General features: G+C 63.6%; 10 protein-coding genes. 2 read left to right on the forward strand and 8 right to left on the reverse strand.

Features of this window, described 5'->3' with window-relative positions; genetic code table 11:
* Positions 1-116 precede the first annotated feature (116 nt).
* The 5 genes from pcaG to HP499_RS13580 form a co-directional block, all read right to left on the reverse strand.
* Positions 117-710: a protocatechuate 3,4-dioxygenase subunit alpha gene (gene pcaG / locus HP499_RS13560; protein ID WP_172324567.1), complete on the reverse strand. Its 594-nt coding sequence runs from the start codon at positions 708-710 to the stop codon at positions 117-119.
* A gap of 4 nt (positions 711-714) precedes the next feature.
* A complete protein-coding gene (gene pcaH / locus HP499_RS13565; RefSeq protein ID WP_172324568.1) occupies positions 715-1,584 on the reverse strand; it encodes a protocatechuate 3,4-dioxygenase subunit beta in 870 nt (289 codons plus the stop codon).
* Between the two features lie 49 nt (positions 1,585-1,633).
* On the reverse strand, positions 1,634-3,508 hold the full coding sequence (locus HP499_RS13570) for a bifunctional sugar phosphate isomerase/epimerase/4-hydroxyphenylpyruvate dioxygenase family protein (RefSeq protein WP_172324569.1): 1,875 nt from the start codon (positions 3,506-3,508) through the stop codon (positions 1,634-1,636).
* On the reverse strand, positions 3,508-4,413 hold the full coding sequence (locus HP499_RS13575) for a shikimate dehydrogenase (RefSeq protein ID WP_172324570.1): 906 nt from the start codon (positions 4,411-4,413) through the stop codon (positions 3,508-3,510). The genes HP499_RS13570 and HP499_RS13575 overlap by 1 nt, the downstream gene beginning before the upstream one ends.
* Positions 4,414-4,779: 366 nt before the next feature.
* Positions 4,780-5,550, reverse strand: a complete 771-nt coding sequence (locus tag HP499_RS13580) for an IclR family transcriptional regulator (protein WP_172324571.1) — start codon at positions 5,548-5,550, stop codon at positions 4,780-4,782.
* A gap of 205 nt (positions 5,551-5,755) precedes the next feature.
* On the opposite strand from HP499_RS13580, the gene HP499_RS13585 reads away from it, so the two are divergent.
* A complete protein-coding gene (locus tag HP499_RS13585) occupies positions 5,756-7,093 on the forward strand; it encodes an MFS transporter (protein WP_172324572.1) in 1,338 nt (445 codons plus the stop codon).
* A 132-nt stretch (positions 7,094-7,225) separates the two neighbouring features.
* Here HP499_RS13585 and HP499_RS13590 read toward each other — a convergent pair whose 3' ends face one another.
* Positions 7,226-9,940, reverse strand: coding sequence for an FG-GAP-like repeat-containing protein (locus HP499_RS13590; RefSeq protein ID WP_172324573.1), 2,715 nt, complete (start codon positions 9,938-9,940; stop codon positions 7,226-7,228).
* Positions 9,941-10,167: 227 nt separating this feature from the next.
* Between HP499_RS13590 and HP499_RS13595 the strand changes: the two genes are divergently transcribed.
* Positions 10,168-10,404 (forward strand): hypothetical protein, encoded by a 237-nt coding sequence (locus tag HP499_RS13595; protein ID WP_172324574.1) that lies wholly within the window; start codon positions 10,168-10,170, stop codon positions 10,402-10,404.
* 23 nt (positions 10,405-10,427) lie between these two features.
* On the opposite strand, the gene HP499_RS13600 is transcribed toward HP499_RS13595, so the two are convergent.
* Both HP499_RS13600 and HP499_RS13605 read right to left on the reverse strand, forming a co-directional pair.
* Positions 10,428-10,715 (reverse strand): MoaD/ThiS family protein, encoded by a 288-nt coding sequence (locus HP499_RS13600; RefSeq protein WP_172324575.1) that lies wholly within the window; start codon positions 10,713-10,715, stop codon positions 10,428-10,430.
* A 7-nt stretch (positions 10,716-10,722) separates the two neighbouring features.
* Positions 10,723-11,970 carry an exo-alpha-sialidase gene (locus HP499_RS13605; RefSeq protein ID WP_253951574.1) on the reverse strand — a complete coding sequence of 416 codons (1,248 nt, stop codon included), beginning with the start codon at positions 11,968-11,970 and terminating at the stop codon, positions 10,723-10,725.
* Positions 11,971-12,431: the final 461 nt, after the last annotated feature.

Genomic DNA, 12,431 nt, shown 5'->3' on the forward strand with positions numbered 1-12,431 from the left:
AGCAGCCCAGGAGGCTTCGACGTCGAGGATTGCCGCGATCACGGCACGATCACCGGTCAGCGCGGCCACAGCGGGCGACGCCGAGACGGGGCTGAGGAGGCCGAAGTCGCCGTTGGTCATGCCTGGTTTTCCGTATTGATGTCCAGCGAGCCGTCCTGCTGGAAGTCCAGGAACACGGTCTCGTCGCCGCCCTGAAGACGGATGTCCCAGGTGAGGCCGCCGTCAGGGTCGCGGCGGGCAATGAGCGTCTTGCGTCGCTCGGGATCCAGTGAACTCAGCAGGGGATCGTTGGCCAGCGCTTCCTCATTTTCCGGGAGGTATACACGGGTGAAGAGGCGGTTCATGAGGCCGCGGGCGAAGACGGCAACGGAGATGAATGCTGCCGCCCCCGGAGCCGTGGGACCCGGGTTGACGGTGGTGAACGTGTACACGCCCGAGTTGCCAACGGAGCCGCGGCCCCATCCGGTGAAGGTGTAGCCGTCGCGGACCAGGGAGCCGGTGCGCTGGACGATGTTGCCCTCGGAGTCAGGCTGCCAAATTTCCAGGATGGCGTCCGGAATGGCGGTGCCGGAGCCGTCGTAAACAGTGCCCTGGAGGCGGATGCTGCCGGGGCTTCCGGGTGCCAGGAGTTCGTTGTCCTTGTTGAAGGGGAGGGCGTAGCCGTAGAAGGGGCCTACGGTCTGGCCCGGTGTGGGTGCCAGCTTGCTCATGCGCTTACTCCTCGTCCCCGGCGTCGCCGTATGCTTCGTTTTCTGTCCAGGTCCGCTTGGAACCGGTCAGGATGATGTCCCACTTGTAGCCGAGAGCCCATTCGGGGCTGGTGAGCTCGTGGTCATACTGTGCCACGAGACGGTCGCGGGCGTCCTGGTCCACGATCGACTGGTAGATGGGGTCCAGCGGGAACAGCTGGTCGCCCGGGAAGTACATCTGGGTGACGATCCGCTGCGTGAACTCCGAGCCGAACATGGAGAAGTGGATGTGCGCCGGACGCCAGGCGTTCAGGTGGTTCTTCCACGGGTAGGCGCCGGGTTTGATGGTGGTGAAGCTGTAGGAGCCGTCGTCGCCGGTGATGCAACGCCCGACGCCGGTGAAGTTCGGGTCCAGCGGTGCGGGGTGCTGGTCGCGCTTGTGGATGTAGCGGCCTGATGCGTTCGCCTGCCAGATTTCCACCAGCTGGCCGGCCACCGGGCGGCCGTCTCCATCGAGGACCCGGCCCGCGACGATGATGCGTTCACCCTGCGGTTCGCCGTTGTGCTGGATGGTCAGGTCCGACTCCAGCGCGTGTACGTCCTGGTGTCCGAACGTCGGCGAGTAGAGCTCAATGGTTTCCGGGTCGGCGTGGTGCAGGCTCTTGGTGGGGTGGCGAAGAATGCTGCTGCGGTAAGGAGCGTAGTCCAGCCGCGGCATGGTCTCCGGGCCTTTGCCGTTCTTCAGTGCCTCGGCGTAGCGGTCCCCGATGCCTTTGATCTCAGCACTGAGATCCGCCTGGGTTTCCACCTTTTTGGCTTGGTGGGCGGCGTGCGGCTCTGCGGGCGGCACGAGTTCCTCGGATTCGAGCGCCTGTGCTGTCTGTTCGTGTGGCACGGCCGGCTCCTTTCGGTTGATGGTTTCTGTTGGCTTGCGGGGCGGCGTCTTAAACGCGGTGGAGCGAGTCGTATTGGACGGCGTGGCGCACCGGAGCGTTGGGCGCCCCGTAGCCGTCGTAGTTGCCCCGGCGTTCCACCATTTCGAAGAACACACTGCCCACGGTGGCGGTGTAGAAGTGGAGGAATTCGCCGTTGGCGTCCCGGTCATACAGGAGGTTGAGCTCCTTGAGGGTGGCCAGGAATCCGGGTTCGAGATCGAACCGGGCGTCCAGGTCCTCGTAGTAGTTGGCCGGAATCTGCAGGAACTCAAGGCCTCTTTGATGGGCGGACCGGGCGGTGGCCACGAGATCGTCCACGGCGAAGGCGATGTGTTCCTGGTACGTTTTGCGGGATGTTTCCTGGGCTTGTTGCGCCGGCGCCAGGTTCAGCACCAGGCGGACTGACCCGTTGCCGGTCTCCATGACCTGCGAGCGGACCAGGCCGCTGGGGCTTGGGACTTCAGCGAAGGGCTGCGGTTCCAGGGCAAGGGCGCTGGTGTAGAACAGGACAGCTTCGTCAAAGTGCTGCCACGGTTGGGCGAGGTTCACGTGGTCGATCACGGCGTTCTGCGTTGCCGTGGACCGGTCCAACCCCTCACCGAATTCGTGCGTCCAGGCCGCAGTGCCGTCCGGGCTTCCCTGGCACAGGAAGATCTCCGTGGAGTCCGGAGCGGAGATGCCTTGGAAGACTTCCTCATTGGCCTGGACCTTGCGGGCCACCACGGGCGCCTTGAGCTGCTGGGCGCGAGCGGAGGCAATCACTGGGGAGTCGACGTCGAACCCCAAAGCGGCGATAGCCGGTTCCGCGTGGGATGCCGCTTGCTCGTTGATGATCAGGCGGGCCTGGCCCATGGTCCAGAGCTGGACGTCCTTGGTGCGGTGCCGCCCCTCGAACGCGAACCCGAGTTGGCCCAGGAGCTTCTCCAGCTGTGCGGTGTCGTCAGCTTTGACCTCGGCGAAGTTGAAGCCGGCGGGCTCGTCCACTTTGGGCAGCGTGGCAAGTTCCATGGGATAACGACGGCGGAGCCCGGCTTTTGCGTCGGTCCCCCCTTCCGCGGAGGTGCTTGCGAGCCATGCGGCACTCTGCTCCTCAAGCCAGATCAGGGAGCGCATGGCGTCCACGGCCGTGCGATCGGTGTCCGACTGGCGGAAGACGTCGTTGAACACTTCGAGCGAGACCGGGCCCGTGTAGCCTGCGCGGACCACATGGCCCATGAACTTGGCGAGCTCAAACTGGCCCTCCCCGGGGAAAACCCGGTAGTGCCGGCTCCAGGAGAGCACGTCCATGGAGAGCTTGGGGGCATCCGCTACCTGGACGAAGAAGATCTTCTCCGCGTTGATGTCCTCGATCGGTGCGGTGTCCCAATCGCGGGACAGGATGTGGAACGAGTCCAGGCAGGTGCCCAGGTTGGGGTGGTCCACCATCTCCACCAGGCGGTACGCATGCTCGTAGTCGTTGACGTATTTGCCCCAAGCCAGTGCTTCGTAGGCAACCTTGACGCCGTGATCCCCCGCCAGCCCGGCGAGTTCGGCCAGCTGTTCAGCCCGGAGGTCATCATCGTCGATGGTTGCCGTGGCAACGTTGGAGCAGACCAGGATGGTGTCCATGCCAAGGCGTTCCATCAGGTTGAACTTGGCCTCTGCCCGCTTGAGGTTGGCCTTCAGCAGGTCCGGAGTGACGCCGTCGAAGTCGCGGAACGGCTGGTAGAGATCGAGGCCCAAGCCAAGATCCGCGGCCATTTTGCGGACTTCCTCAGGGCTGAGCGGCGAGGTGACCAGGTCCTGTTCGAAGATCTCGATGCCGTCGAACCCCGCAATGGCGCAGGCCTGCATTTTCTCTTTCAACGTCCCTGACAAGCAGACCGTAGCGATTCCGGTGCGCATCAGTGACCCGCCTTCGCAAGCTGCGGGGCGGCTGCGTCTTCCGCCGCGATCAGCTCCAGGAAGTGGGCCCGCATCCGCTCCCGGTCGGCTTTGCGGCCGGTGATGAGTTGGAAAGCGTCGGCCGCCTGACCGACCGCCATCCGGCCGCCGTCGAGGACGTCACAGCCCTTGGCGCGCGCCTGGCGAACCAGCTGCGTTTCGATGGGCCGGTAGACGATGTCCGCCACCCAGTGGCGCGGTTCCAGCAGTTCGATGTCCAAAGGCAGACCAGGGTGGGCGGCCATGCCGATCGGGGTGCAGTGCACCAATCCGTCAGCGAGGGGCATGATCCCGCCGAGCTCTGCAGTACTCCGGGGCGTGACCGTGGCGTCCGGGAAGAGAGCACCCAGTTCGGCAGCGCGTTCTGCTGCGCGGGCCGGATCCATGTCTACAAGGTCCAGCGTACTGACGCCGGCGGTGAGGAGGGCGTAGGCGACCGCGGAGCCGGCACCTCCCGCACCAAGCTGGACCACGCGATCCAGTGTGGCGTTCGGGAGCCCCTCAGCGAGCGCCGAGCCGAAACCGGAGAAGTCTGTGTTGTGGCCGATCAGCCGGGCGTCCTGGATCAGGACTGTGTTGACGGCACCCAGGCGACGGGCGTCGTCGGAAATTTCATCAAGGTGCTCAAGCACCAACTGCTTGCACGGATGCGTGATGTTGAGGCCGTTGTAGCCCATGCGCCGGGCGGCGGTCAGGAGATCCCCGACGGCGGTGGCCGGTAACGCGAGTTCCAGCAGGTCGATGGGGCGGTACAGCAAGCGAAGGCCCTGCACATCGGCTTCGCGCTCATGCATGGGCGGCGTGAGCGAGGGCATGACGCCCTCGCCTATGAGGCCCACCAGAACGGACTCGGCTCGGTTGCTCATCCTAAAGCTCCTTTGACTTCAGCACCGCGGGCATTTGGCACTTTTGGAGGGCGCCGCCTGACCGGGTGTTATTGAGGTTACTACAAGTGTTCATATTCCGCACGCTTGTTCTTATCGCGAACATCTTGGCGATGGATAGTTGGCGTGGTGCTGCGTTGCGGGGCCCGCTCTGCGTGCCTTCGGGTGAGTTTGGGGTGCAAAGCGGGCCTCGCAACGAAGGGGGGTTGCGTTGCGGGGCCCGCTCTGCGTGCCTGCGGGTGAGTTTGGGGCGCAAAGCGGGCCTCGCAACGAGGGGGGTGCGTTGCGGGGCCCGCTCTGCGTGCCTGCGGGTGAGTTTGGGGCGCAAAGCGGGCCTCGCAACGAGGGCTAGCGCTGGGGCAGGCGGGCCGACAACTCAGCCGCGGCTTCCTGCAGGGTAGGGACGTGTGCGATCAGTTCTTCCATGCTCATACGGAACACCGGCACCGCCGTGGCGACTGAAGCAAAGGCGTGCCCCTGGGAGTTGAGGACAGGGACTGCGACGGCGCGCATTCCGATTTCGTTTTCTTCGTCCATGACGGCATAGCCCTGGCGGCGAACCTGCTCAATTTCCGCCCTGAACGCGTCCCGATCCGTGATGGAACGCTCGGTCAACGGCTCCAGCGGGAGCTCCTCAAGGAGTCGCTTCCTCTCAATCTCATCCTCGAACGCCACGATCGCCTTGCCCACCGACGTCGTGTGCAGCGCACCCAGATGACCGGGATCGCTGGTCACCCGGAAGGTCTTGGGGCCGTCCACCTTATTGACGGTGAGGTGATGGTTTCCATCCCGAACGGAGAGGATGGTGGCCTCATGCGTGCTCTCCGTGACCCTCTGGAGGACCGGCAATGCGGTGGCCGCGAAGCCGTGATGATTCGAGACCCGCTGGCCGAGCTGGAAGACACGCAATCCCAGGTGATAGCGCCGTCCGTCGGGCTCGTAGTCAACAAAGCCGTCTCGCGTCAGGGAGCCCAGCAGCCTGTACGTGGTACTGAACGGAAGGTTTGCACTCCTCGCCAGATCTGCCGCGCTCGCCCCGCGCGGTTCATTGCCCAGTAAAACCAACAGGCTCAAGGCCTTGCCGACCATGTCGGTCTTTGTGTCCTCTTTCACACTCATGACTTGATGCTCTCACAATGTGAGAGCTATTTCTAGATGGTGGTGACTTCTCTTGACAAGTGACCCCACTCACAGCCACTATTGCTGTATTGCACAAGTAGCTCTCACCATGTGGTTACTTGTAAGGGATCGACCGGCCGCACCTCGCTTGGGTCTCCCCTTAGAAGCCAGATTCGCGACATCGTCGTCACAGAAGGAACCACCCATGAGCCAAACAATGCCGTCAGCGACGCCAGGCACTGAAACCGCCGCCGGAACCCCCAAGAAAGCAGCGCTTGCCAGCTTCCTGGGCAGCGCGGTCGAGTACTACGACTTCTTCATCTTCGGCTCTGCCGCGGCCCTGATCTTCCCCCATGTCTTCTTCCCCTCCGCCGACGCCAATGCGGCCATCATGTCGTTCGCGACCTTCGGCTTCGCCTACGTTGCCCGCCCCGTGGGAGCAGTGATCCTGGGACACTTCGGCGACCGGATCGGCCGGCAAAAAGTCCTGATGTTCACTCTGGTCCTCATGGGCGCAGCCACCTTTGTGATCGGCTGTCTCCCGGACTTCAAGACCATCGGCTGGTGGGCGCCGGTCCTGCTGGTACTTGCCCGCTTGTGCCAAGGGCTTTCTGCCGCCGGCGAGCAAGCAGGTGCCTCTTCCATGACGCTGGAACACGCCCCGGACAACCGTCGATCCTTCTTTACGTCCTGGACCCTCACTGGAACCCAGGGAGGCCAGATCCTGGCCGCGCTGGTCTTCATTCCCGTAGTGGCACTGCCCGACGACATCAAATACAGCATCGGCTGGCGCATCCCGTTCTGGCTCAGCGCTGTGGTGGTCCTGGTGGCCTTCTTCATCCGCCGCACCCTGCACGAGCCCCCGGCCTTCGCTGAAGCCAAGAAAAACAACCAAATCTCCAAGCTCCCCGTAGCCGATCTCCTCAAGCTGCACTGGCGCGATGTCCTCCGCGTGGTCTGCTGCGCCTTCATCGCCGCAGTCAGCACAGTCTTTGGAACGTTGGCCATCAAATACGCCCAGGATGTTGCCGGCGTCAGCAGCACCATCACCCTGTGGCTGGTGGTTGTGGCCAATGTGGTGGCCCTCGGAACCCAGCCGCTGTTCGGCATGCTCGCGGACAAGATCGGCCGGAAGCCAGTGTTTATCTATGGCGCCTTCGCCAGCGCCATCATGACCCCGGTCTTCCTGCTGACCCTCGAAGGCGGCAATGTACCGCTGATGTTCCTGGTCTCCGTGGTGTTCTTCTCCTTCGGCTACGCTGCAGCCAACGCCGTCTGGCCGTCCTTCTACGGTGAAATGTTCAGCACCAAGGTCCGTTTCTCCGGCCTCGCCATCGGAACCCAGCTCGGCTTCCTTATGGCAGGGTTCGCCCCCGCAATCGTGACCGCACTGGGCGGAACCAAACCCGGCGGCTGGGTGCAGATTTCCATCTTCACCGCCGTGATCTGCGTGATCGCAGCCGTCTCTGCCATGACCGCCCGCGAATCCGCCAAGACTCCCACCGCCGAGCTCGGCCTGCCCAAGCAAACGCAGCACGCGTAAGCCCTGGTCTCAGCCCCGCTGGGCTGAGACCAGGGAAGCAGCGAGAAGCCCGGAGTGTCACCAGACACTCCGGGCTTTTCGCTCGTCTTGAACCCGTGGGAAGGCTCAGCTGTGGACATCTCCGGGGGCTGGCTACCGCGGGTCCAAGGCCACTGGCTTGAACTTCCCCGTCCCCGTGCCTGAATAGAGCAGCAGTGTTCCATCACCGGCCACGCCCACAAGGGACGGATCGCCTGTCCCCGTGAAAGCGTTGCCGAGGGCGGCGAAGGAACCGAAAATGTTCCAGCCGGAGCCCAAGTACTGCCGGGCAAGGAATCCACCGTTGCCATTACCCGGGTAGAGCCACAAGGCGCCGTCTGTCCCGCGGGCCAGGACGTCCTCCCGGCCGTCACCGTTGAAATCACTGCCCTGCATCACGGCGTTGAAGATATTCCAACCCGTACCGATCTGCTTCCATGGCTGGAATCCGCCGGCACCGTTGCCCGGGTAGAGCCACAAGGTTCCGTCCCCGGCGCGCGCCAGAATGTCGGACCGGCCATCCCCGGAGAAGTCACCCGGTGCCAGCAGCTGCGTGAACCCTTGCCAGCCCGTGCCGATCTGCTTGCGGGCGAGGAACTGCCCCTTCCCATCGGTGGGGTACAGCCACAAGGTCCCATCGGAGGCCCTGGCCGCAAGATCCGGGTGCCTGTCGCCGTCGAAATCGCCGACGCTCAGGACTGAGGTGAACATATTCCAGCCCGTCCCCACCTGCACGCGCGGCAGGAACCCACCTGAACCGCTGCCCGGATAGAGCCACAAAATACCGTCGGCGCCGCGAGCCAGAATGTCGGCGGCAGCATCGCCGTCGAAGTCGCCTGCCTCCCATACCTGGCTGAACTGGTTCCAACCGCTTCCGATCACCAGGCGGTCCGCGAAGCCTGTCCCGTCACCCGGGTAAAGGGTCATCCGCGCGCCGACGGCAAGGACGTCAGCTTTGCCGTCACCGGTAAATTCCTGCCCACCGACGATGTCGCCGGCCAGGTTCCAACCACTTCCGACGGCGGTACGCGGCAGGAGCCCTCCCGCACCGTCGCCGGGGTAGGCAAAGAGGGTGCCGTCCGACGAGCGGGCCAGGAGGCCTGCCGTGCCGCCACCGAAAGTGCCCGCCGCGGAAAGACTGGTGAACACGTCCCAGCCTTGGCCGATCTGACGCTGGGCCAGGAACCCGCCGGAGCCGTTTCCGGGATAGAGCCAGAGGCGGCCGTCGGCGCCGGCAGCAATGAGGTCGGCCCGGCCGTCGCCGTTGAAGTCACCCGGAGCTACCAATTGGGTGAAGCCCTGCCAGCCAACTCCCGCCTGGCTGCGCGGGAGGAAACCGCCCTTGCCATTGCCCGGATAGAGCCACAACGCACCGTCACTGCTGCGGGCCACAATGTCCGCGAAGCCGTCGTCGTTGAAATCCGAAGTACCCAACACTGCGTTGAAGATGTCCCAGCCCGAGCCGATCCGCACAGGGACTTCAAGGCGGTTTCCGGGCAGGCCGGCGTAAAGGAGGAGTGAACCGTCCGATTCACGGGAAAGAACATCGGCCAGCTTGTCGCCATCGAAATCTCCGGCGGAAAAGCTCATCCGTGTCTTCAGTTTGGGATCTGCATTGATGGTGACGGTGGCGGAGGTGGCACTGACCGAGTTAATGGTCACCTTGGTGCCCGTGTAGGTGGTGAAAGTGCTGCCCGCCTGCCAGGCGTGGTTCTGGCTGTACCACCCGTTGAACGGCTTGGTACTGGGCATGAGAACCAGCGAGGAAGCGATGGTGGCTCCGCCTCGTTGGACGATTTTGACGCCCTTGTTTCCGCCGGAGAGGTAGTTGTCGTAGTCCCCTACCGGCTGCCGGAGCTCAAGGTAGTAGACCTCCTTGCTCACGGGATCGGTGAACTTGATGGCTCGCTGCGCCTCGGTTCCTCCCCAGGGCTTCAGCGTGTAGCTCTTGACGCCTGTGGCCACACCGGTATCGCGGATTTCGTCGCCCCGCCCCAGTCCGCCGTAGTCCCAGAAGGTGGAACTGATCACGGGCGAATTCCACTGCGCGGCGCCCATGATGTCCGTAGTATCGCCGTACTCGCGGATGTAGCAGGACGGATCCGTGAATTGGCCGTTGCTGTTGACTCCGACATCGGAGGCTCCACTGGTGCACTGCAGCGCATCAGCATGCATCATGCCGATCACGTGGCCGAACTCGTGGCTCATCACGTTGTTGGAAAAGTTGCTGATCTGCGGCATCAGGACCCGGCCGCTGTAACTGCCGCTGCTGTAGCCGGCGCCCAGTGCGTTCCCGGACAACGTGGTGGTGGGAACGAAGATCACCAAGGCCGTGTAGGGGCTGGCGGACCATTTCAGCTCGCTGGTAATGGTGGAGATGATGGTGCTGTAACTGTCGCTCGACTTCGCCTTGGACTGGTGCCCGGCAACCTTGCTGTTCACGGACATGGACAATTTGTTGGCCGTCATCGCCTGCCAGTACTTGCTGGTGGCCGCCACCGTCCTTTCGGCGTCTGCCATGGAGACAGTGTTGGCATTGTCGGCGAGCTTTGCCGTCACCAGCCGGACACGGATATCTCCGCCGGGGCCGGTTGCTGCCGCACCGTCACGGAGGAGGGAGTCGACGTCGGCCTGTCCCTTGGGTGCGTCGTTCGCCGGTGGCGATTCGAAGGTGTGGTCCGAGCGCGGCGTGCCTTCGATGAACCGGACATTCGGATTGTCCGGGCCTGGTACCGGAACCGCAGTTGCAGGTGCCTGAACGAAAAACAGGCCGGTGGCAAACACCATCAAGCCTGTGGACAGCGCGATGGATCGCCGCAAAACACCCATTGAATCTCCCGGGGACGGAGCCTGTGGCTCCTGTGAGTCTCAAGAACCGAGATCAGGCTACAGCCGCGGCCCCGCCACGCCCGGAAGGCAGGGCTGGGTCGCCTGAAATGCAACCAACCCGGAATGCTAACCGGACCCTAACCGGCCCGAAATACCGTGGCAACAATGCCGCGCCACACTGGAATAGCCGGCAAGTGCAGGCACAAGCTCCAGCCCAGGAGGCCACCATGCTGAAGGAAGTCACCACTCACACAACACGTATACGCGCGATCAGCCAGCTCCACCGTGGAGACGAGATCGAAGCCCGCCTGTCCGTAGGACCCGCCTACGATGACGTGGTCATCCGCCGCGGACTGGTCCAGGAGACCGCTCCCGGAATCGGCGTCGTGTGGATCATGGACCACGCCTCAGGGATGAGGAAAGCCATCAATACCGACGAATGCAGTGTTTGGCGCGTCGCCTGAACCGGCTTGACCCCAAACCCCGCTCAGCCACCGGCCACGGACTGGACAATCAAGACCTCCTGGCCGGCAGCAACCTCCGTTTCAAGCCCCTTCAGCCGCCGGACCTCATCACCGTTCACGTAAATATTCACGAAACGGCGGAGGGACCCGGTTTCATCACGCAAGCGCCTGGCCAGCACCGGGTAATCTCCGGTCACCGCATCCAGTAACTGTCCTACGGTCACAGCCCCGTCGGCGGACGCAGTCAGATAGGACTGTCCGCCGACGAGGGGCTGCAGGACACCAGGCAGCAGGACCGTAAAGTCAGCCACAACGGGCCTAACCAGGTACCGGGGCGCTGGATTGATCGCCCGGAGTGGGGTCAATCTCCTGGGCCGCTGCCTCCACTATCACTGCGGCTTCGGCAATCACAGTGGCTTCCGCCGCAGCGAGTGGGACTTCCAGTCCTGCGGCGTTGTCCACCACGACGGCGGCCCTTACGCACAGGACGTCCGGCAAGTGCGAGGCCACTTCAGTGAAGGTGCCGCCCTCGTCGGCGCTGGCATAGACGGCACCCCCACGGGTTCCGAAATACACCCCGACGGGCTCGGCCGCATCCACGGACGCGGCATCGCGCAGGACGGCGTTGTACTCGTGGTCCGGCAGGCCTGTGTGCAGCTCTGTCCAGGTGTTGCCGGCGTCATTGGTGCGGTGAACGCTGAGCCTGCTGTCCGGCGGGATGCGTTCGCCATCGGCCTTCAACGGAATCACCCACGCGGTTCCTTCGCGCCGCGGGTGCGTCAGCATGACGAAACCGAAATCAGCAGGCAACCCGTCAGCAATCGACTCCCAGTTCTCCCCGTTGTCATCCGAGCGGTACACGCCGTGATGGTTCTGTGCGTATAAACGGCCCTCGACGGCGGCGTCCGCCGCGATCTTGTGGACGCATTGCCCGAACTCGGGGTTGGGATCGGGCATGAAATAAGCCGAGATCCCTTTGTTCCGCGCTTCCCAGGAAGTCCCGCCGTCCAGCGATCTGTACACGCCGCCGGTGCTCATGGCGATGTGGACTTTCTCGCCGGACGGATCAACCACAATCGAGTGCGCCGCCGCGCCACCATAGCCGGCACCCCACTCGCTGCGGTGGGGGTGGTCCCACAGTCCACGGTTCAACTCGAAGTGTTCGCCGCCGTCGGTGGATTTCCACACTGAAATTGGCTCGCACCCGGCCCAGACAACCCCGGGGCGGGAGTCGGCGTCGGGGTAGATCTGCCAGACGCGCTCCAAAGCGGCGTCCGTGCCCTCCGGGAATTTGATGGCGCCTTGCTCCGGCTCGGTCCAGGTGGTCCCAAGGTCGTCGGAGTGGGCCACAGTGGGCCCCCAGTGCTCGGATCGGACTCCCACCATGATCCGGGTTTTGCCGTCCCGCGTGTCTATCCCGATGCTGGGAATCTCGCTCATCAGGAAGTGCGGACCGGAGAGGGACCAAGCTCGGCGGTCCGGGCTGGTTGCCAGCCACAGGCCTTTCTTGGTCCCGATAGCCAGGACATAACTCTCTGCGGTATCTGCGGTTGCCATGAGTCCCATCGAACCACCGGGGTGAGTGGGTGGCAACGGTTTTTTGGGCGTATGTGGATAGTCGAAGTTTTGGGATGCCTACAGTCGGTTCGGCCGGACTTTCCATTGCGTTCAAACTCTGGGCACAGGACTCCTTACGGTTACAGTGTCGCCAAACTCCAGATCGTGACGCGAAAACTGAGAAAAAGTTTTCCGGGGCTAGAAACACCGTCGTCCCCCTTCTCCGGGGAAAACGTGCTTGACTGTGCTTTTGCGGCCACGAGGCCGGAACAACATTGTTGGGGGAACAGATGTTTTGCGAGGTCAGAGAACCATGAAGCAGTCACCAGAGATCTCCGCGGTCCTAGCGCGTTAGCGGGCCGCACCATGGTTGCAGTCGCGCTGCAAGAGGGAGCAATAGTCCTGGACCCATTCTCCGTAAGGATGGTCCTCGGCCTGGTCACCCTGACCCTGATCCTCATTTCCTGTGT

Origin of the sequence: Paenarthrobacter sp. CM16 (assembly GCF_013179505.1) — a bacterium.
Lineage (GTDB): Bacteria > Actinomycetota > Actinomycetes > Actinomycetales > Micrococcaceae > Arthrobacter.

Coding starts and splice junctions, on each gene's coding strand:
- HP499_RS13580 (WP_172324571.1), bottom strand. CDS start 5,550: ATGAGTGTGAAAGAGGACACAAAGACCGACATGGTCGGCAAGGCCTTG.
- HP499_RS13605 (WP_253951574.1), bottom strand. CDS start 11,970: ATGGGACTCATGGCAACCGCAGATACCGCAGAGAGTTATGTCCTGGCT.
- HP499_RS13575 (WP_172324570.1), bottom strand. CDS start 4,413: ATGAGCAACCGAGCCGAGTCCGTTCTGGTGGGCCTCATAGGCGAGGGC.
- HP499_RS13590 (WP_172324573.1), bottom strand. CDS start 9,940: ATGGGTGTTTTGCGGCGATCCATCGCGCTGTCCACAGGCTTGATGGTG.
- HP499_RS13585 (WP_172324572.1), top strand. CDS start 5,756: ATGAGCCAAACAATGCCGTCAGCGACGCCAGGCACTGAAACCGCCGCC.
- pcaG (WP_172324567.1), bottom strand. CDS start 710: ATGAGCAAGCTGGCACCCACACCGGGCCAGACCGTAGGCCCCTTCTAC.
- HP499_RS13570 (WP_172324569.1), bottom strand. CDS start 3,508: ATGCGCACCGGAATCGCTACGGTCTGCTTGTCAGGGACGTTGAAAGAG.
- HP499_RS13595 (WP_172324574.1), top strand. CDS start 10,168: ATGCTGAAGGAAGTCACCACTCACACAACACGTATACGCGCGATCAGC.